Source organism: Amycolatopsis sp. NBC_01307 (assembly GCF_035975215.1).
GTDB lineage: Bacteria > Actinomycetota > Actinomycetes > Mycobacteriales > Pseudonocardiaceae > Amycolatopsis.
In genome coordinates this window covers 9,144,555-9,163,552 of sequence record NZ_CP108403.1, presented here as the reverse complement: position 1 = coordinate 9,163,552, position 18,998 = coordinate 9,144,555, and the positions used below count along the sequence as shown (strand labels likewise).

The following is an 18,998-nucleotide window of genomic DNA, read 5'->3' as shown; positions in this document are numbered from 1 at the left end:
CCCGGGGGATCTGCGACCTGGCCGGAGAAAGACCCCAGCAAGATCAGACTCGAGCGGGCATCGCGAGAGCCTCAGGCGCGGATGGTGGTGGTGGCGGTGAGTGGCACGGTATTCGTGCGCCCCGGCGCCCCGGCGCGGCCCGCGTTCACAGCCGGTGAAACCCCTTCGCGGATGCGCGCTCCGCGCCCGTGGGCGGCAGCGCTGCCCCGGCCCGCGGCCCGGATCCTGCTCGCCGGCGGGCTGACGCTGGCCGGCTGGCTGCTCGGCGCCGCACTGGCCGGCAACACCGCTTCCGCCGCCGAGACGACGACGTCGTCCTGCCCGCACTCTTCGGTGTCCCGCTCTTCGGAGTCCACTGTGGAGCACGGCAAGCACGGCCACCACCGCACGAGCCGCCGGGACAACGGCGCCGCCACCTGCGCGCAGCAGCCGAAGTCCGACGACGGCACGAAGACCGACGACACAACGCAGACGGACGAAACGCCGGCCGCGGAGACGAAGCAGTCGGTTCAGCAGCAGTCGGTCGAGAAGCAGTCGGTCAAGCAGCAGAGCCTGGCGAAGGTCAGCGCGAAGCAACAGTCCACGAAGGACGTCCAGACCGACGAAGCGCCTTCGGCCAAGAAGACCACGACGGCCACGTCCGGCGGCCTGCTCGGCGGGCTCGTCGGTGGCGTCCTCAACGTCGTCGGCGGGACGCTCACCACCGTCACGGACACCGTCGGCGCGGTCACGCACACCGTCGCCGCCGTCACCGACACGCTCAGCCACACGGTGCTCGCGCCGCTCACCCAGCCGTCTGCGAACAACCCGGACGCGCCAGTGCTGCTCCCGCTCGACGACATCCTGGACCCGGTCCTCAACGGCGGGTCGAACGCGGGTGGCGTCACGGCGACGGTGCCCGACGCCGTGAGCGGCGTCGTCACGCAGGTGACGACCCCCGCCACCGAGACCACGTCCGTCGCGACGCCGACGTCGACGCCGGTCGCCGCGACGGAAGAAACCCAGACCCGCACCGCGGTGGTTCACCTGGTCGAGGTGCAGAACACGCTGCCCGCCGTCCACCAGGAGCAGCCGCGCGACTCCGGCGTCCACGCCACGGGCGGCGGCGACTCCACCCCCGGTCTTCCCGGCCTCCCCGGCGGGACGTCGGCGCCGAGCGCGCCGGCCAGCAGCGCCGCCCCGGGCCACGACGGCCCCGGCGGCGCCCGCCCGCAGTTCGCGGTGCACTCCGACGACGTGACCACCACGCAGCTGAAGCTCATCGGAGCCAGCCGCGACCACGACGTCGACGGCGCGGGGCGCGAAGCCGCCCTGCCCACCACCTCCCCCGACTGACCCGACCGGGTAACCGGGGAGAACTGCGTCCAAAACAAGATCATCTTGCCGGACGTCCACGCTGATAACGCGTAGTGTTTTCCCTGCTCAAGTACGTAATCCGTGACTCTTTCACGTCTCGTGACGCGTAACCGCGTCCGACGTACCCCAGGGGCCTTCCATGCGCACCACCCACAGTCTTTCCGACCGGCCGACCGCGCCCGGCCGGGTCGGATCCCGGTCCCGGCGTCGCACTGCCCCTGCGACGCCGGGACCCACACCGGGCGTGCTCCGGGAGTTCCTGCTCACCGCGCCGAGCAGGGACTCGCTTTACCGAGAGCCCGCCTGAGCCGCCGGCTTCCCGGCACGTCGAGGGGCTGTGCCGGGAAGCCGCGGTACCCGCAGCGGAGTCACGTACCGCTGCGGGTGGTGGAAACAGACCGGTGCGCCGGATGCACACGAACGCCGCCCATCCCTGGGAGCAGGCTCGCATCCGGCGCACCGGTTTGTTCTTTCAGGAGATCGGGACGTCCAGGGAACGCGGGGTGCCCTGGACCGCGGCCGCCGCGGCGCTCAGCCGCCGGACGGCTTCGTCGATCCGCTCCGGCGGCAGTGAGAACGGCAGCCGGATCCAGCGCTCCAGGCCGCCGTGGACGCCGAAGCGCGAGCCCGGCGCGATCTGGATGCCGTGCCCCGCGGCCGCCACCGCCAGCCGGGAGCTCACCGGCTCCGGCATCCGGCACCACAGCGACAGCCCGCCATCGGGCAGGCTGAACGTCCACTCCGGCAGGTGCGTGTGCACCGCCGAAACCAGGGCGTCGCGGTTGCCGCGCAGCTCCGTGCGACGGCGGCCCAGCGCGGCCCAGCCCTCGTCGCCCAGCAGCTCCGTGAACACCACCTGCTCGAACACCGGCGACCCCAGGTCCACCGCGTAGCGCGCCGAAACCAGGCGGCCGAGCAGGTCCTCCGACGCGCGGATCCAGCCGATCCGCAGCCCGCCCCAGTGCGACTTCGACGCCGAGCCGACGCAGATCGCCAGGTCGCCGGCGAACGCGCCCAGCGGCGGCGGGCCGTCCAGCGGATCACCCTCGAGGTCCAGTTCCACCAGCGTCTCGTCCACCACCACCGGCGTCCGCGCGCGGGTGAGGACGGCGCCGAGCCGTTCGCGCCCTTCGGCGTCCAGGCGCAGGCCGGTCGGGTTCTGGAAGTCGACGACGAGGTAGGCGAACCGCGGGGCCGCCTGGCGCAGCGCCGCGTCGACGCCGGCGATGTCCCAGCCGCGCGCGCCGGTCGGGTCGAGCGCCACCGGCACCGGGATCGCGTGCGCGGCGCGGATCGCCTCCAGCGCGTTCGGGTACGTCGGCTGCTCGACCAGCACCCGGTCGCCCGGGCCCGCGAGCATGCGCAGGGCCAGCACGAACGCGTGGTGCGCGCCGTTGGTGACCATGACCTGCGCGGCCGTCGTCGGGAGCCCGCGCTCGGTGTAGCGCTGAGCGATCTTCTCGCGCAGGCCGAGCAGGCCACGCTCCTGGTAGCCGTGGTCCCCCAGGTGGCCGAGGAGCTCGCGGCGGGCCACGTCGACCGCGCCGATCATGCCCGGGATGGCCGGCGAGGACGCGTGGGTGAAGTCGATCAGGTCGTCGCCGGCCGCGGCGAGCGGCTCGCGGCGCCGCCGCCCCGGCGCGGCGATCCACGACCCCGCGCCCCGGCGGCTGGCGACGAACCCATTGTCCCGCAACCGGTCCAGCGCGCCGCCGATGAGCGTCCGGCTGGCGCCGAGCGCGTCGGCCAGCTCGCGCTCGGCTGGCAGCCGGGTGCCGAGCGGGAGCTGACCGTCGAGCACCTGCAGCTCGATGGCCGCGGCGAGGTCGGCCGCGCCCTGCCGGGAGCCTTGCCGCCACGAGCCCAGCATGACGGCCAGTCGCGGACCGGAGATGCGTCCACCCAGTGGGAGCGTGGGTTCCATCAGACCAATATCCTGGAATTGGCTATGGTTTACAAGGCCACTTGACGTCGATAGTGGTGACGTGGCTCAGATCGATCTCCGGCCCGTCCGGATCTCCCGTGACCCCGCCCGCCGCAGCTTCCAGCTGTTCGCGGGCCTCGCCCTCTACGGCGCCAGCGTCGCCCTGGTCACCCGGGCCCGCCTGGGCCTCGAACCGTGGAGCGTGCTGGCCGAAGGCGTCATGAAACGCACCGGTCTCACGTTCGGCACCGTGACCGGCGTGGTCTCGGTGGCCGTGCTCCTGCTGTGGATCCCGCTGCGCCAGCGGCCCGGGATCGGCACCATCGCGAACGTCGTGGTCATCTCGGTGGTGGTCGACCTGGTCCGGGCGGTGCTCCCGGACCAGCACGACCTCGGCTGGCAGATCGCGCTCCTGGTCGGCGGGGTCCTGCTGAACGCCGTCGCGACCGCCACCTACGTCGGCGCCCGGCTCGGCCCGGGCCCCCGCGACGGCCTGATGACCGGGCTCGCCGGGCGCACCGGCTGGTCGGTCCGGCTGGTCCGGACCGGCATCGAGATCACCGTGGTCGGCGCGGGGTTCCTGCTCGGCGGGACCGTCGGGGTCGGCACCGTGCTCTACGCCCTCGCGATCGGTCCGCTGACCCAGGTCCTGCTGCCCCTGGTCGTGTGGCGCGAACCGCAACGCGAAGAGCAGGAGCCCGTTCACTAGGCGCTCTTGCGCTGCTGCACGGTCCGCCGCAGCGTGATGTAGTCGGCGCCGCGGCGGGCGAGGACGTCGTCGGTGCCGCGCTGCTGGGCCAGCGCCAGCAGGATGTGCTCCTGCCCCAGGTGCTTGTCCCCCAGCCGGACGGCTTCCTTGAGACTCAGCTCGAGCGTCTTCTTCGACTGGGCGGTGAACGGGATGTGCCCGCGCCTGGCCTTGCCGAGCCGGCCGGCGAGGGCGCCCGCGCCGTAGGTCTGCTCGACGCGTTCCACGATCTGCTCGACGTCGATGCCGAACTCGGTGAGCGCTTCGGCGTCGGTGTCGCTGACCCCGCCGCGGCGCCGGGTGCGCTCCAGTTCCGCGGTGACGTCTTCGGTGGAGACGCCCAGCTCGGCGAGCAACGGGACGTCGGCCTTCAGCAGCCCGGCGAGCAGGTGCGGTGGCGCGATCTCCACCGACCCGGACTCCCGCGCCACGATCTGCGCCTCGATGACCGCCATCCGCGCGTCTTCGGTGAACCTCTCGAACATCAGTGCCTCCCGTACTTCTTGTGCACGGCCTGCCGGCTGACCCCCAGCTCGGCGGCGATCTCCTGCCACGACCACCCGTGCATCCGCGCACTGCGGACCTGCACGGTCTCCAGTTGTTCCACCAGCCGCCGGAGCGCGGCGACCGCTCGCAGTCCCACTCGGGGATCGCGGTCGCCGGCCCGGGCGGCCAGGTCCGTCGCTTCCGTCATGATGTCAACCTACGTTGACGTCTCGACCTTGTCAACCTGAGTTGACGTCGTCAGCGCGAGGAACCCGCCCTGGAGCCGTACAGTCGGGTGATGCCCGAGATCGTGATCGCCGAGCGGGCCGGGGTGGGCGCCGACGGCCACCCCCGCCCGACCGAAGACCACGTCGTCGTGCTGGACAACGCGGTTCTGCTCCTCGACGGCGCCACCTCGTCGGACCCCTCGCTGCCCCCGGGCGGCTGGTACGCGGAACGGCTGGCCCGGCGGCTCGCCGACGACCTGCGCACCACGCCCGAAGCCGACCTCACCGACGTCCTGACCACCGCGATCGCCGTCGTCACGGCGGAGAACGAGCTGCGCCCCCAGCGCTCGCCGTCGAGCACCGTCGCGGCCGTGCGCTGGCTCGACGACCGCGTCGACGCACTGGTGCTGGCCGACAGCCCGGTGATCGGCTTCGGCGACTCCAGGGACTTCGGCACCCAGGGCGTCGACGTCGTCTCGGACGACCGGCTCGCGGGCCTGCGGCGACGCGGGATGCTGCAGACCGGCGCCGACGTCCGGCGCCGGCGCAACGCCCACGACGGCTTCTGGGTCGCCGAAGCCGATCCGGGCGCCGCCGCGCACTCGGTCCGGCGCAGCTGGCCGCGGGCCGACGTCGACGCCGTCCTGCTCGCGAGCGACGGCGTGTCCATCGGCGTCGACCAGTACACGCTGTTCGACTGGCGCGAAGTCCTGGCGACCACCCGCGCCAAGGGGCCGGACGCGGTGCTCGACGCCGTCCGCACAGCGGAGAAGCAGGACCCGGACGGCGACCGCTGGCCGCGCCCGAAACGCCACGACGACCAGGCGCTCGTCCTCGTCGACTTCGCGGCCTGTTCCAGAGTCTGATTCCGGGGTCTGATCCAGGGGTCTGATCCAGGGGTTATTCAGGGTCTTCCCGGATCACCGCCGTCCGGTTCTTCGGGACCCTGGACGGCATGGGGACGGAACAGGGGAAACGCACCCGCCCGTGGCGGCTCGTCGCGGTGTGCGCGATCGGCTGGGGGCTGTTCACGGCCGTGGTGCTGCACATCATCAGCTCGCACGACCCGGTGTACGACACGTTGTCGAGCTACACCGTCACGGACCGGGGTGAGGGCATGCTCGCGGCGAGCGTGCTGTCGCTGGCCGTCGGCTCGCTGGCGGTGCTCGGCGCGCTGCACGTCGCGGGTGTGCCGCTGTCGCGGACCACGCGGCTGCTGCTCGCGCTCTGGTCGCTCGGGATGGCCGCCGCCGCGGTGTTCCCGGCGAGCTACCCGGAGGCGCCGAACCCGCTGAGCGGCGAGGTCCACCTCTACGCGTGCCTGGTCGCGTTCTGCAGCCTCCCGGGGGCGGCGTTCACGTTGCTGGAGCCGCTGAAGGGGCGGCCGGAGCGCGTCTTCGTCGTCCGCGCGCTCCGGCTGAGCGCGGTCGCGTTCGGCCTCTTCGCCCTGAGCTTCGTGTTCGTGCGGCTGAGCGAAGCCGGCGTCGAACCGTTCCACGCGGTATCGGACGTGGTGCCGATCGGCGTCACGCAGCGGGCGCTGCTGCTCGCGGACGTCGTGCTGCTGTTCACCTTGCTGCGGGTGGCGACCCGGCTGGAGTCAGCGTTCGACGGCCGCCGCGAATTCGGGCGCGTAGCCGTACAGGCCGGGCATGCCGCCGGTGTGCAGGAACACCACGTGGTCGTCCGGGGCGAAGTGCCCCGCCCACTCGATCAGCGCGGCGGCCACCTTGCCGGTGTAGACCGGGTCGAGCACGACACCTTCCGTGCGCCCGAACAGCCTTAGCGCGTCCCAGACCGCGTCGGTCGGGATGCCGTAGCCGGGGCCGAGCGTGGCGTCACCCAGCCGGACGTGGTCGAGCGACGGCGGTTCGACGCCGAGCAGCTTCGCCGCGCCGGAGGTGAGTTCGCGCAGGTTCTCGGTCGCCTCGTCGAGCGGGTGGCTGACGCAGGCGACGCCGACGCCGAGGCCGCCGAGCAGCCCGGCGGCCAGGGCCACGCCGGCCGCCGTGCCGCCGCTGGCGTGCGGGACGACGAGGTGGGCGCGCTCGATACCGCGTTCGGCGAGCTGGGTCGCGAGTTCGTGGGTGGCGCGGACGTAGCCGAGCGCGCCGAGGTCGTTCGAGCCGCCGACCGGGACCATGGCGATCTTCCGGCCTTCCTGCGCGGCTTCGGCGACGAGCCGGTCGTACGTCCGGCCGGTCTCCTCGCCGTCGGCGCAGACGTGGACGGTCGCGCCGAAGAGCCAGTCGAGCGGGATGTTGCCGGAGTGCTCGTACGCGTCGCCGTCGCGCGGGACCTTCGCGGTGAGGACGAGTTCGCAACGCAGGCCGAGCTTCGCGCAGGCCGCGGCGGTCTGGCGGCCGTGGTTGGTCTGCAGCGCGCCGAAGGTGATGACGGTGTCCGCGCCGGCCTCGAGGGCCGCGCCGAGGTGGTACTCCAGCTTGCGGAGTTTGTTGCCGCCCGCGCCGAGCGGGTGGACGTCGTCGCGCTTGAGCAGGAGGTTCGGCAGGCCGAGGGCTTCGCCGAGCCGGGGCGCTTCGTGCAGCGGCGTCGGCCAACCACCCAGGTCGACGCGGGGCACGGCGTCCAGCGCGGCGGTCGGGAATCGGTCGAAGTCGAACGTCATCGGCCCTCCAGGCTCGGTTGTCCGCCCACAGTAAAGCGGGAGTGGCCGGAGACCGTCGGTATCCGGTAACGTTCGTTCGAACGAACGAGAACCCCGGGGGCAGCCATGACCGCGACACCGAAGACCGGGCTCGACTTCACCGGGCTCGCCGCGCAGGCCGCCCAGCTCGCCGCGGGCGAGGTCACCGCGGCGGAACTGACCGCGGCCGCGCTCGGCCGGGCGCACGCGAGCCAGCCCACGCTCAACGCCTTCCGCTACCTCCGCGACGACGACGCCCGGGCCGACGCCGCCGCGGCCGACCGGCGGCTCGCGGCCGGTGAACGCGGGCCGCTGCTCGGGGTGCCCGTCGCGATCAAGGACGACGTCGACCTCGCCGGCCTGCCCACCGCGTTCGGCTGTGCCGGCACCTTCCCCGCCGCCACCCGGGACGCGCCCGCCGTCGCGCTCCTGCGCGAGGCCGGCGCCGTGATCATCGGCAAGACGAACACGCCCGAGCTGGGCCAATGGCCGTTCACCGAAGGGCCGGCCTTCGGGACCACACGCAACCCCTGGGACCTCGGGCACACGCCCGGCGGTTCCTCGGGCGGGAGCGCGGCCGCGGTGGCGTCGGGGGTCATCGCGGCCGCGCTCGGCTCGGACGGCGCCGGCTCGGTGCGGATCCCCGCCGCGTGGACCGGGCTCGTCGGCATCAAGCCCCAGCGCGGCCGCGTCCCCACCGACGGCGAGCTGTTCCACGGCCTGACCGTGCTCGGCCCGCTCGCCCGCACCGTCGAAGACGCCGCCCTGCTGCTCGACACCACCGCGGGCACCGGGCGGACGTTCCAGACGGCCGCGGCCCGCGAGCCCGGGCGGCTGCGGATCGGGCTGTCGACGCGGATCCCGTTCACCGCCACCAGGACCCGGCTCGACCCGGTCGTCGAAGCCGCCGTGCGCCGCCTCGCCGAGTCGCTCGCCGGGCTGGGTCACGAGATCGTCGAGATCGAGCCGGACTACGGGCTGATCGGCCTGACGTTCCTGCCGCGCTCGCTCACCGGCGTCCGCGACTGGACGCTGCGGGTGCCCGACCGCGCCGGGCTCGACCCGCGCACCCGCAGCAACGCCGGTCAGGGCCGACTGCTCGCCGGGCCCGCGCTGCGGCTCGCCCGCGCGCTCGAGCCGGGGCTGCACCGCCGGATCGGCTCGGTCTTCGGCCGCGTCGACGTCCTGCTGACGCCGACGACCGCGACCCCACCGCCGCCGATCGGCACCTTCGACGGCCTCTCCGCCTGGGAGACCGACCAGGCCATGATCGCCGCCTGCCCGTACGCTTGGCCGTGGAACGTGCTGGGCTGGCCGGGGGTCGGTGTCCCGGCCGGGCGCACGGCAGGCGGGCTCCCGCTCGGGGCCCAGCTGCTCGGCCCGTCGCACGCCGAGGAGCGGCTGATTTCGCTTGCCGCGCAACTGGAAGAGGTCGAGCGGTGGCCGGAGCGGCATCCCGAGACAAGCTGGTAAGCACCCGGGAAGCCATCCTGCGCGGCGCGCTGACCGTCGTCGGCGAGCACGGCGTCGGCGGCCTCACGAACCGCCGGATCGTCGCCGCGGCCGGGGTTTCGCTCGGCACGCTCACCTACCACTTCCCCAGCCAGACGGCGCTCCTGCGCGAGGCGATGCTGCTGTTCGTCGAGGAGGAGACCACCAAGCTCGGCGCGATCGTCGACGGCCACCGGTCGGACGGCCTCAGCCTCGAGCAGGCGGCGACGATCGTCGAGCACGTGATCGCGCAGCTGCCGTTCGGCGCCGACGAGCTCGGCGCGCACGAGCTGTACCTCCAGTCCGCGCGCGACCCGGAGCTGCGCGAAGCGTCTTCGCGCTGCTTCGCGGCGTACGACGAACTCGCCGTGACGATCCTCGAAGCGTTGGCCGTGCCGGATCCGCGCCGGCTGGCCGGGCCGGTCGTCGCGCTGATCGCCGGGCTGCAGCTGCGCCGCCTGGCCACCGGCGACACCGCGACGCCGATCGCCGAGCCGTTGATGATGCTGATCCGCGGCGCTTGATGGCCCGGCCGATCGTGCGCGGGACAGCCGCGTGGAAGTACTTCGGCGACTTCCGCGACGGGCTGCTGGCCGGGCAGGTCCTGGTGCTGCAGGTGGCGCACCCGGTCGTCGCGGCCGGCGTGCGCGATCACTCGAACTACACGGAAGACCCGTGGACGCGGCTGATGCGCACCGTCGCGTCGCTCGCGATCTACGTCTACGGCGGCGACGCGGGCGCGCGTGTCGAAGCCGAGCGGCTGCGTTCCCTGCACCGCGGCTTCACCGGCGTCTCCGACAGACATCGGTACAGCGCGCTGAACCCGGCCGCGTACGCCTGGGTGCACGCCACGCTCGTGAAGGCTCCCGTTGACGCGCAACGGTTCTTCGGCCGTCCACTGTCCACTTCGGAGCTGGACGAGTACTACGCGCAGATGTGCGACATCGGCCGGCTGCTCGGCGTACGCGAGCAGGACCTGCCGCCGGACTGGGCCGCGTTCGAGCGTTACTACGACGGGATGGTCGCGGGTTTCGAGCCGAACGCGACGCTCGAGACGCTCTTCGAGACGTTCCGGACGGTCCGGAAGCCGGTCTCGTGGCTGCCGGACTCGTGGTGGCGGCGGCACGTCCGCGGCCAGCTGTTCCTGATCAGCGCGACGCTGCCGCCGGCGGTCCGGGCCCGCCTCGGTCTACAGTGGACGGACCGCGACCAGCGACGGTTCACGTGGTTCGCGGGCCTCGTGCGGCTGGCCTGCACGCCGATCCCGGCGTGGCTGCGGACGGCGCCGATGCGCTGGGTCGGGAAGCTGAACGTCTGGTTCCGCGCCCACCCCCGCGCCTACCGGCTGCTGGTGCGCCACGACGACGGCCCCGGCGCGGTCGTGAGTGGTAATTAGGGTTCTAACCCTCTTTACCACTCACGACCCCTTGGTGACCCGGGCGTAGTGGGCGCGGGCTTTCGCGCGGTTTCCGCAGCGGGACATCGAGCACCACTGGCGGTTGCGTCGCGGCGAGGCGTCGCTGAAGCGCAGGCCGCAGTCGTCGGCCGCGCAGACGCGGACCGCGGCGTCGCCGGTCGCCAGATCGATCGCGTCCGCCGCCAGTGCCGCGAACGCCGTGGCCACCGGGTCCTTCGGCGGCGGGACCTCGCGCCGCGCGCGACCGTCGACGAAAGCCAGCCGCGGCGGGGGCGCCGGAGCCGCGGCGGCCGCGTTGTTCACCAGGTCGACGTCCATCTCCGCGGGCACCTCGGCGAGCAGCACGCGGTCGATCGCCTCGCGCAACGCCTTCGCCGCCAGGACGTTCCCGGCCGTGACCGCGCCCGCTGTGAAGCCGGCCAGGCCGAGCCACTCGGCCAGCGCGTCCGGACCGGTCAGCAGCTCGACGCCCTCGGTGTGCCGGGAGCGTCGCGTGTTGACGAGGTCGAGGCACGAGCGGCCGCCGTCGAAGACCCATTCCATGCCGCCATCCTAACCCTTGAATGCGGTTAGAACTCTGCGTACCGTCTAACCCCCTGAACCGGTTAGAGAGCATGGCGACAGTGAACGACCTGCGGATGCACTACCTGCGCGCCGGCGACGGCCCGCCGCTGTTCCTGCTGCACGGCTGGCCGCAGACGTCGCACTGCTGGCACCAGGTCATGGCACCGCTGGCCGAGACGCACACCGTGATCGCCCCCGACCTACGTGGTTACGGCCGCACCGACAAGCCGAAGTCGGGCTACGACAAGCGCACCATGGCCGCCGACGTCGCCGCGCTGGCCGAGCACCTCGGTTTCGAGCGGGTCGCCGTCGCCGGGCACGACCGCGGCGGCCGCGTCGCACATCGCTGGGCGCTGGACCGCCCGGACCAGGTCGAACGCCTCGCCGTGCTCGACATCGCGCCGACCCGCGCGATGTGGCAGCGCCTCGACACCGGCGTCGCGAAGGCCTACTGGCACTGGCTCTTCCACCTCCAGCCCGACCTGCCGGAGCTGCTGGCCGGCCAGAACATCGCCGGCTACCTCGGCTACTTCTACGAACGCTGGACCTACCAGCGCCACACCCTCGACCCGGACGCCGTCGCCGAGTACGTCCGCGCGTTCTCCCAGCCCGGCGCGCTGCGGGCCGGCTTCGACGACTACCGCGCGTCCTTCCCGGACGACGCCGGGCTCGACGACGCCGACTTCGCCGCCGGAAAGCGGCTCACCCAGCCGGTTCTCGCGCTCTGGGGCGCGAACGGCCTGCTCGGCACGCTGCCGACGCTGGAGATCTGGCGGGAGTACGCGACCGACGTCATCGGCGTCGCGCTCGCGGAGTGCGGCCACTTCCTGCCCGAGGAGCAGCCCGGCGAAGTCGTCTCCCACCTGCGGAAATTCCTGAACCCCTGAGACCTCCGGGGGTCCGGGTCCCCCGGGGAGGGGACCGAGGTTCCCTCGCCGCCGTGACGCCCGCCACCCCGCGGCGTCGCTAGGTTCAGACCACGATGGGGACCACACCTAAAGCGACTTTGCTGCTCCTGCTGGCCTTGCTGGGGATCACGCTCGGCACGGGGACCGCGCACGCCGACGGCGCACCGACCGGCGCCGACGTCCAGGTGGCGCAGACGCTCGGCGCGCGCGAGCTGACCGTGATCATCCGGCGGGTCGACACGACGCCGTCGCCGCTGCGGGTCGACGTCGTGACGCACCGGGGCACCGCGCCCGGCACGCTGCACCTGGCCGTCGCGGCCGACGGCGTCGTGACGTCGCGGGGTGACGTCGTCCTCGGCGCCGAGCCGGGCGTGTACCCGGGGACGCTGGAGGTCGGCAAGCCCGGGCCGTGGCTGCTTTCGCTGAGCGACGGCACCGGGCCGGCCGCGACGATCCCGTTCCTCGTGCCCGCGCGCGTCGTGCCGCCGTGGGAGAGGGCGACCTACGGCGGGTTCGTCGCGGCGGGGGTGTTCCTGCTGCTCGCGCTGGTCGTCGGGGTCCGGGCGCGGCGGACGGCGTTCGCGCTGATCCCGGCCGGCGGCATGGTCGCCGCCCTCGCCGTCGCGGTCACCGGCGCGCTGCTGTCGGCGAGCACTCCCCCGCCACCCGCGCCCGGCAGCCAGCTCGATCCGACGTTCGACAACGTCACCGACCCGTACGCGAACGCCCAGTTGTCCACAGTGGACTACTCACGGCCGCCGGTGAACCTCGCGGTGCGCGTCGAAGCCGGTGACCTGCGGCTGGCCTTCACCGACGGCGCCACCGGGCTGCCGGTCGACGATCTGCTCATCCACGACAACGCGCTGGTGCACCTGGTCGTCGTCTCGCCGTCGGGGCGGATGAGCCACCTGCACCCGGTGCGCGTCGGCCCCGGCGACTACCGCGTCCGGCTGGCCGATCCGGAGGCGGGCACGTACGCCGTGGCCGCGGAACTCGTCCGGCGCGGCGGCGGTGTCCAGCTGGCCCGGTCCACAGTGGACGTTCGGGGCACCGCCGCGCCCACGCCCGAACCACCCGGCGCCGGCCCGCGCACGGTCGACGGCACCCCGGTCGACCTCACGATCTCCCCCGGCACGCCGACCACCGTCACCGCGCACTTCCCCACCGGCGACCTCCAGCCGTGGCTGGGCATGCTGGGCCACCTCATCGTCGCCGGGCCGATCACCGGGCCGGACGTCGGCGCGGCCGCGGCGAAAGCCCCGACGTGGGCACACGTCCACGCCATGATCCCGCCGGTCGCGGGCCAGCTCGACCGGCCCGACGAGACGGTCGCGGCGTACGGCCCGGACGTCAGCTTCACCTACACCTTCGCCGCACCCGGCCGGTACCGGATCTGGCTGCAGGCCGAACGCGGCTACCGCGTGCTCACCATCCCCGCGGTGGTCGACGTCCCGACGACAGGAGCCGCCCGATGAAACGCCCGACGTTGCTGATCACCGTGGTCGCGCTGGTCGTCGCGGCCGGGGCCGCCTGGCTGCTGTGGGGTGGCAGCGGCGCGAAACCCACTACGCAGCAAGCGACTTCCGGCCCCTACACCGTGCAGTTCTCCGCGGACCAGCCGCGCATCGGCGGTAACACGTTCGCGGTGGCGGTGACCGGGCCGGCGCCCGAAGCCGTCACCGTCGCGCCGGTCATGGCGCAGATGGGGCACGCGCTCGCACCCGTGGCCGCCGGGCCGGACGGGCCCGGCCGCTTCCGCGCCGCGGACGTCGGGCTGCCGATGTCCGGGCAGTGGGAGATCACCGTTTCGCTGCGCGGCCCCGGCGGGCCCGCGCAGGTCGTCTTTCCGTTGCTGGTCAAATAAGAAAGGTCGGGGGAAATGGATCTCACCGCATCCGGCGTGCACACCACGTCGGTGGCGAAACAGGCGCGAACGGGGTTGCTGCCGGCGAACGTCGTGCTCGGCGGTTCGCTGTTGTCGCTGGTCGGGCTGACCTGGGACATCCAGTGGCACAGCGACGTCGGGCCGGACACGTTCTTCACGCTGCCGCACCTGTTCCTGTACGCGGGCAGCGCGGTCGTCGGCCTGGCGAGCCTCGCCGTCGTGCTGCTGACGACGGCGGCGCGGCGCGCGGGCCGGCCGGTCGACCCGCGGGTCGGCGGGCGCGTGGTCAACGTGTTCGGCAGGACCTTCGCGGCCCCGATCGGTTACCTGGTCTCGGGCGTCGGCGCCGCGACGTTCCTGGTGTACGGCCTCTGGGACCAGTGGTGGCACGGCCTCTACGGCTTCGACGCGGTGATCGACTCGCCGCCGCACATCGGCCTGCTGCTGTCGATCACGGTGTCGCTGATCGGCACGACCGCGGTGTTCGCCGCGGCCCGCGAACACCGCTGGGGCCGGGTCGGCACGCTGGCGTCGCTCACCGTGCTGCTCACCTTCGGGCCGGTGCTGGCGCTGGGGTTGCAGCAGGTGCCGGACGACTACGCCGACGCCGTCTCGATCGGCTGCTCGATGATGGCGGTGCTGCTGGTCGCGGTCGGCGCGGGATTCCTGCGCCGACCGGGTGGGGCGCTCGGCACCGCGGCGATGGTCGCGGTCGTGCAGGCGGTCTTCTGGTGGTTCTCGCCGTGGGCGGCGCAGGCTTACGCCGACCTCGTCGGCCTGCCGATGCGGGACGCGATCTCCGGCGTGCCGGAGATGCCGGCGCTGACGCCGATGGCGTTGCTGCCGGTCGCCGCGCTGATGGAGCTGGGTTACCTGCTCGGCCGGCGTCGCGGCTGGCCCGTGGGCCGCGTTTCGGTGGTCGTCGGCGGGGTCGCCGGGCTGCTGATCGGCCTGAGCCTGCCGCTGCAGCGCGCGATGCTCTACACCGGCGCGCACGTGCCGCCGGTCTGGTACCTGACGACGACCGCCGTGCTCAGCGCGGCACTGGGGCTGCTCGGCGGGTTCGCCGGGTGGCGGTTCGGCGGGATGCTCTGCCTGCTGGCGCCCGCGAAGAAGGGGGAAACCGCTGATGCGTAAGGCACTTCTGGCCTTGGCCGCCGTGGCCGGGCTGCTGTTCGCCACCGAGGCACCGGCGAACGCGTACGAGCCCGTCAACATCGTGCACACCGAGCACGTGCAGGCCGGCCCGTACGGGATGACCATCGGCTTCAGCACCTGGCCGCTGCGCGCGGAACAGTCGCTGGACTTCACCTTCATCCCCGACGGCGGGATCGCGGACAAGTCCGGCACGCTCACGATGATCAACCCGGAGGGCGGGAAGAACCGGATCCAGGCGCTGGTCCGGCACCCACGCAAGCGCGAGGTCTGGGGGCTCGACGTCCGCTCGATGCCGCGGCCGGGCGACTGGACGTTCCGCTTCGTGGTGAACGGGCCGGCCGGGCCCGGCACCGGCGACCTGCGCGCGCTGCCGGTGCTCGAACAGCCGGGGCCGCCGATGGGCCTGAGCTGGGCGATCAGCACGCTCCCGCTGATCGGGCTCGTGGTGATCGTCGTGCTGGCGTGGCGCCGGACCCGTGGCCGGTTGCGGGGAGGGGAGCTCCCGGCAATCGGGTGAGATATCGGTCACATACGGCAGTCACCCGTATCCACGCCGTCGCGAAGGCCTCCTTCTCCGTAGAGGGGAAGGGGGCCTTCGTCACTTTCTTACACGGTCGGGTGATCATCATCACCCAGTCAAGGGATACGTCAGGCGGGCAGGTCGAACTGCCCCGCCTTCACGGCGACGAGGAACGCTTCCCACTCGGCGGAGTCGAACACGAAGACCGGACTGGTCGAGAGCTTGGTGTCCCGGACCCCGATCAGGCCTTCCCGACCCAGGTTGACCTCGACACAGCTGCCGCCGTTGGGCTCGCTGGCGAACGACTTCTCCCACGCGGCCTCTTCGAACAGGGACACGGCCGTGCTCGGATCGTAATCCGCGAACGACGGATAATCCGCCATGGGTCGTACCTCCGTGGATCGATGGGGGGCGCGGCCGCAACCTGGTCGAAGGTACCCGCTCCCGGCTACTCAGTGTCTCAATGGAGCAGAGTGCAGGGCCAAGCGGGTGATCAACTAGCTCCGGCCTCGACATGAAGATTATTCCAGGAGTAGGATTAATCGCATCGGCCGGGGGCGGCGCTGTCGGTGAACGACAACCCGCATGCGGCGGGCGGCACGATCGCCGCGCCGGCCGCGCACAGCACACCATCCACCATCGCAGTACCTCATGGGGGAGGACCAGCGTGATCGTCGAGGACAGTGCGCCACCAGGCGTCGTCGTCGTGGGCAGGCTCGCCAAGGGAACCGCCGGTGAAGCCCGCCGGGTGGTCCACGTCTTCGGCGTGGAGGCCACCGCGGCCACGAGTGCGCTGGTCCGTACCAAGTGCGGGGAAGCGCTTTCCCGCACCGATGTCGAATGGCTGACCCCCGGGGTCGGCATGCCTTGTGAACCCTGTCTCGGACTGACCGCCGGCGAACCCGCCAGGTCACCGCGACGAGAGCTGGGGGTGTAGACGATGGCCGTCCGGTTGAACTCGCTCTTACGACGTGAAGAAGAACACCGCGGCCGCCGCGGGATCGCGGCCGAACTGCGGAACCGCTTCGGTTTCAGCCTGATCCAGGCGCCGCTGCGCAAGACCACCACCTGGGCCACGGACCTCGACGTCCCGGCCCGGCACTCCGACGGCGTGCGCACGACGCGCCCGCTGGAGACCGCGATCGACCTGGCCCCGCTGCTGCGCGGCCGGATCGGCTCGCGCGCCTGACTGCGCTCCACCACCACATCATGAAGGAGCCCCGGTTCACGACGAACCGGGGCTCTCGCCGTTCCCGGGCCTGAAAGCCGTGAAGGCCTCCTTCCCGGCCATAAGAGCCGGTAAGGAGGCCTTCACGGCTTTTCGCCGTTGCGGGCCTACGGTTTCCGCAGCAGAAGGGCGCCGCGGCGGAACCGCTCGCCTTCGCCGGGCACGCGGTAGACGCGACCCGTTTCGACAAGGCCCGCGTCCCGGGCCAGCCCGGCCAGTTCGTCCAGGGGCCACCGGTAGGCCGGGGTGACCGCGTGGTCGAACACCGTCAGCGGCTCGCCGTCGGATTCGAAGCAGCCCAACAGAACGTGACCACCCGGCGCCAACGTCCGGGTGAATTCGGCGAAGTACCCCGGCACCTCTTCGGGCGGCGTGTGGATCATCGAGTACCACGTCAGGATCCCGGCGAGCGAGGCGTCCGGGACGTCCAGCGCCGCCATCGACCCGACCTCGAACCGCAGATCGGGCGCGGCCGCCCGGGCCAGCTCGATCATCGCCGGCGACAGGTCGACGCCGAAGACGTCCACGCCGCTGTCCCGGAGGTGCGCCGTGAGGTGGCCGGGCCCGCAGCCGAGGTCGGCGACGAGCCCGGCGCCACGCACGTGGTCGACGAACGCGGCCAGGGCGGCGTTGTCCAACGGCGAAGCGTCCCAGACCTCACGGACGAACTCGGCGTACCGGACGGCCATCGCGTCGTAGGCGGCGGCCGTCACGCTCACGGCTTGCGGCCGAGGCCGCAGATGTGACCGCTGAACGCCGGGTCGTTCGCGAGCTTCTTCGTCGCCCGGGACTCGATCTCCTCCGGGTGCCACTCCGGCAGGTAGACGATGCCCGGCTCGACGAGCTCCAAGCCGTCGAAGAACGTCGTGAACTCCGCCTTGCTGCGCAGGTACAGCGGGGTGCTCGACTTGTTGTACTGCTCCACGATCGACGCCCGGCTGTCCGAGTCAGCCAGCGCGTCGAGGCCTTCGGTGGTCAGGTGCGAGGACAGGAAGTACGAGCCGGACGGCAGCAGCGACAGGTACTTCTGGATGGTCTCGGCCACCGGCTCGTCCTTGCCGAGGAAGTACAGGACGCCGACGATGATCAGCCCGATCGGCCGGTTCGGGTCGAGGACGCCGGTGTCGAGCGCGCGCTTCCAGATGTCGGCCGGGTCGCGCAGGTCGCCCTGCAGCACCGCGTGCCGGCTCGCGACGCCTTCCTTCTCCAGCAGGATCTGCGAGTGGGCGACGGCGACCGGCTCGTTGTCGACGTACACGCACCGCGCGTCCGGGTTCACCTCGGCCGCGACCTCGTGCACGTTGCCGACCGTCGGGACGCCGGAGCCGAGGTCGAGGAACTGGTCGATCCCGTTGCGCGCCAGGTAGCGCACGCCGCGGCCGAGGAAGTCCCGGCCGACGCGGGCGACCGTCCGGATCATCGGGAAGGTCTTGACCGCCTGCTCACCGAACTGCCGGTCGATGGCCCAGTTGGCGTCGCCGCCGAGGAACCAGTCGTAGATCCGGGCCGCGTTCGGCCGGTCGAGGTCGACGCCTTCGGGGGCTTCGGGATCCTGCGTCGTCATGCGTTCCGTCCTCCAGGCTTGCGGCCGACACCGCCGACCACGCTCGCGAGGGGGACCGTGGCGGCGCCGGGGTCAGGGCGCCACTCTCCCACAGGCACGATTCCCGGCTCGACCACGTCGAAGGTACCGAAGAACGCGGCGATCTCGTCGAGCGAGCGGGAAACCGCGGGCGAGCTCGACCGCTCCGACAGCTTCACGAGCCGCCTGATCTGTTCCAGCTCCGTGCCGCCGACGCCGGATTCGGTCGCGTGCGACAGCACGTACGCCGATCCCGGCGCGAGCAGCCTCCGGTAGTCGCGGATCGCCTCGCGCACGCCGCCGGCGTCGGGCAGGAAGTGCAGCACGGCCACGCTGAGCAGGCAGATCGGCTCGTCCGGGTCGAGCACGCCGGTGGCCAGCGCGGCCGCCCAGACGTCCTGCGCGTCCCGCAGGTCGGCGTGCAGGACGGCGTGGCGGCCGACGTCACCGGCCTCCTCCAGCAGGATCCGCCCGTGCGCGACGGCCACCGGCTCGTTGTCGACGTACACGCACCGGCTGTCGTCGACGTGGTCGTCGGCCACCTCGTGCACGTTGCCCGCGGTCGGGATGCCGGAGCCGAGGTCCAGGAACTGCGTGATGCCCCGGGAAAGGCAGTAGCGGACGGCGCGGCCGAGGAAGTCGCGGTTGCCCCGCGCGAGGGCGCGCGCCAGCGGGAACGCCTGCAGGGCCAGCTCGCCGTACTGCCGGTCGACCGCCCAGTTGGCGGTGCCGCCGAGCGCCCAGTCGTAGATCCTCGCCACGTTCGGCCGTTCCAGGTCGACGGCGTCGGGGAGGAAGTCGGGGTCCACGATGTCCCCTTCGGATGACGCAGCCGGTGGTGGGTTCGGGCGCAACAG

At 72.5% G+C, this 18,998-nt stretch carries 22 protein-coding genes and 1 pseudogene; 14 read left to right on the top strand and 9 right to left on the bottom strand.

Annotation, left to right across the window (positions count from 1 at the left end; genetic code table 11):
- The first annotated feature begins 171 nt into the window (after positions 1-171).
- On the top strand, positions 172-1,335 hold the full coding sequence (locus OG439_RS40920) for a hypothetical protein (RefSeq protein ID WP_326945833.1): 1,164 nt from the start codon (positions 172-174) through the stop codon (positions 1,333-1,335).
- A 493-nt stretch (positions 1,336-1,828) separates the two neighbouring features.
- Here OG439_RS40920 and yczR read toward each other — a convergent pair whose 3' ends face one another.
- Positions 1,829-3,280, bottom strand: coding sequence for a MocR-like transcription factor YczR (gene yczR, locus OG439_RS40915; protein WP_326945832.1), 1,452 nt, complete (start codon positions 3,278-3,280; stop codon positions 1,829-1,831).
- A gap of 61 nt (positions 3,281-3,341) precedes the next feature.
- Between yczR and yczE the strand changes: the two genes are divergently transcribed.
- Positions 3,342-3,989: a membrane protein YczE gene (gene yczE / locus OG439_RS40910; protein WP_326945831.1), complete on the top strand. Its 648-nt coding sequence runs from the start codon at positions 3,342-3,344 to the stop codon at positions 3,987-3,989.
- On the opposite strand, the gene OG439_RS40905 is transcribed toward yczE, so the two are convergent.
- Positions 3,986-4,513: a Clp protease N-terminal domain-containing protein gene (locus OG439_RS40905; protein ID WP_326945830.1), complete on the bottom strand. Its 528-nt coding sequence runs from the start codon at positions 4,511-4,513 to the stop codon at positions 3,986-3,988. The two genes, yczE and OG439_RS40905, sit on opposite strands and share 4 nt — an antisense overlap.
- Positions 4,513-4,722 carry an ECF-type sigma factor gene (locus OG439_RS40900; RefSeq protein WP_326945829.1) on the bottom strand — a complete coding sequence of 70 codons (210 nt, stop codon included), beginning with the start codon at positions 4,720-4,722 and terminating at the stop codon, positions 4,513-4,515. Before OG439_RS40900 ends, OG439_RS40905 begins: the two co-directional genes overlap by 1 nt.
- A gap of 90 nt (positions 4,723-4,812) precedes the next feature.
- Here OG439_RS40900 and OG439_RS40895 point away from each other — a divergent pair, with 90 nt between their 5' ends.
- Together OG439_RS40895 and OG439_RS40890 are read left to right on the top strand one after the other, a co-directional pair.
- Positions 4,813-5,607, top strand: coding sequence for a hypothetical protein (locus OG439_RS40895; RefSeq protein WP_326945828.1), 795 nt, complete (start codon positions 4,813-4,815; stop codon positions 5,605-5,607).
- Positions 5,608-5,696: 89 nt separating this feature from the next.
- Positions 5,697-6,260, top strand: a pseudogene (locus tag OG439_RS40890) (DUF998 domain-containing protein); the annotation flags it as partial.
- 81 nt (positions 6,261-6,341) lie between these two features.
- Here the strand turns inward: OG439_RS40890 and OG439_RS40885 are convergent.
- Complete coding sequence (locus OG439_RS40885) at positions 6,342-7,370, bottom strand: D-cysteine desulfhydrase family protein (RefSeq protein WP_326945827.1); 1,029 nt, start codon at positions 7,368-7,370, stop codon at positions 6,342-6,344.
- Positions 7,371-7,475: 105 nt separating this feature from the next.
- On the opposite strand from OG439_RS40885, the gene OG439_RS40880 reads away from it, so the two are divergent.
- The 3 genes from OG439_RS40880 to OG439_RS40870 are packed head-to-tail and all read left to right on the top strand — an operon-like array spanning position 7,476 to position 10,275.
- Entirely contained in the window at positions 7,476-8,861 is a 1,386-nt protein-coding gene (locus OG439_RS40880) for an amidase (RefSeq protein ID WP_326945826.1), read from the top strand.
- Complete coding sequence (locus tag OG439_RS40875; protein WP_326945825.1) at positions 8,828-9,403, top strand: TetR/AcrR family transcriptional regulator; 576 nt, start codon at positions 8,828-8,830, stop codon at positions 9,401-9,403. Before OG439_RS40880 ends, OG439_RS40875 begins: the two co-directional genes overlap by 34 nt.
- Positions 9,403-10,275 (top strand): oxygenase MpaB family protein, encoded by an 873-nt coding sequence (locus OG439_RS40870; protein ID WP_326945824.1) that lies wholly within the window; start codon positions 9,403-9,405, stop codon positions 10,273-10,275. Before OG439_RS40875 ends, OG439_RS40870 begins: the two co-directional genes overlap by 1 nt.
- Before the next feature lie 21 nt (positions 10,276-10,296).
- Here the strand turns inward: OG439_RS40870 and OG439_RS40865 are convergent, their stop codons facing one another.
- Positions 10,297-10,839 (bottom strand): CGNR zinc finger domain-containing protein, encoded by a 543-nt coding sequence (locus OG439_RS40865; RefSeq protein WP_326945823.1) that lies wholly within the window; start codon positions 10,837-10,839, stop codon positions 10,297-10,299.
- Positions 10,840-10,910: 71 nt separating this feature from the next.
- On the opposite strand from OG439_RS40865, the gene OG439_RS40860 reads away from it, so the two are divergent.
- From OG439_RS40860 to OG439_RS40840, 5 genes are all read left to right on the top strand, one after another.
- Positions 10,911-11,747 (top strand): alpha/beta fold hydrolase, encoded by an 837-nt coding sequence (locus OG439_RS40860; RefSeq protein ID WP_326945822.1) that lies wholly within the window; start codon positions 10,911-10,913, stop codon positions 11,745-11,747.
- A 95-nt stretch (positions 11,748-11,842) separates the two neighbouring features.
- Positions 11,843-13,243 carry a hypothetical protein gene (locus tag OG439_RS40855; protein ID WP_326945821.1) on the top strand — a complete coding sequence of 467 codons (1,401 nt, stop codon included), beginning with the start codon at positions 11,843-11,845 and terminating at the stop codon, positions 13,241-13,243.
- Complete coding sequence (locus OG439_RS40850; RefSeq protein WP_326945820.1) at positions 13,240-13,632, top strand: FixH family protein; 393 nt, start codon at positions 13,240-13,242, stop codon at positions 13,630-13,632. Before OG439_RS40855 ends, OG439_RS40850 begins: the two co-directional genes overlap by 4 nt.
- A 15-nt stretch (positions 13,633-13,647) precedes the next feature.
- Positions 13,648-14,790, top strand: a complete 1,143-nt coding sequence (locus OG439_RS40845) for a hypothetical protein (protein WP_326945819.1) — start codon at positions 13,648-13,650, stop codon at positions 14,788-14,790.
- The gene (locus OG439_RS40840; protein WP_326945818.1) at positions 14,783-15,328 is read left to right on the top strand and encodes a hypothetical protein; all 546 of its coding nucleotides are present in this window, start codon (positions 14,783-14,785) and stop codon (positions 15,326-15,328) included. Before OG439_RS40845 ends, OG439_RS40840 begins: the two co-directional genes overlap by 8 nt.
- Positions 15,329-15,459: 131 nt before the next feature.
- On the opposite strand, the gene OG439_RS40835 is transcribed toward OG439_RS40840, so the two are convergent.
- Positions 15,460-15,714, bottom strand: a complete 255-nt coding sequence (locus OG439_RS40835) for a DUF397 domain-containing protein (RefSeq protein WP_247060194.1) — start codon at positions 15,712-15,714, stop codon at positions 15,460-15,462.
- Between the two features lie 284 nt (positions 15,715-15,998).
- Here OG439_RS40835 and OG439_RS40830 point away from each other — a divergent pair, with 284 nt between their 5' ends.
- Together OG439_RS40830 and OG439_RS40825 are read left to right on the top strand one after the other, a co-directional pair.
- Positions 15,999-16,268, top strand: a complete 270-nt coding sequence (locus tag OG439_RS40830; RefSeq protein WP_326945817.1) for a hypothetical protein — start codon at positions 15,999-16,001, stop codon at positions 16,266-16,268.
- A gap of 3 nt (positions 16,269-16,271) precedes the next feature.
- Positions 16,272-16,520, top strand: coding sequence for a hypothetical protein (locus tag OG439_RS40825; RefSeq protein ID WP_326945816.1), 249 nt, complete (start codon positions 16,272-16,274; stop codon positions 16,518-16,520).
- Between the two features lie 146 nt (positions 16,521-16,666).
- Here OG439_RS40825 and OG439_RS40820 read toward each other — a convergent pair whose 3' ends face one another.
- Genes OG439_RS40820 through OG439_RS40810 form a run of 3 tightly spaced genes read right to left on the bottom strand, consistent with a single transcriptional unit; the run spans position 16,667 to position 18,950 of the window.
- Entirely contained in the window at positions 16,667-17,272 is a 606-nt protein-coding gene (locus OG439_RS40820; protein WP_326951741.1) for a class I SAM-dependent DNA methyltransferase, read from the bottom strand.
- 2 nt (positions 17,273-17,274) lie between these two features.
- Positions 17,275-18,123: an SAM-dependent methyltransferase gene (locus OG439_RS40815; protein WP_371827616.1), complete on the bottom strand. Its 849-nt coding sequence runs from the start codon at positions 18,121-18,123 to the stop codon at positions 17,275-17,277.
- A complete protein-coding gene (locus OG439_RS40810; RefSeq protein ID WP_442792249.1) occupies positions 18,120-18,950 on the bottom strand; it encodes an SAM-dependent methyltransferase in 831 nt (276 codons plus the stop codon). Before OG439_RS40810 ends, OG439_RS40815 begins: the two co-directional genes overlap by 4 nt.
- Positions 18,951-18,998: the final 48 nt, after the last annotated feature.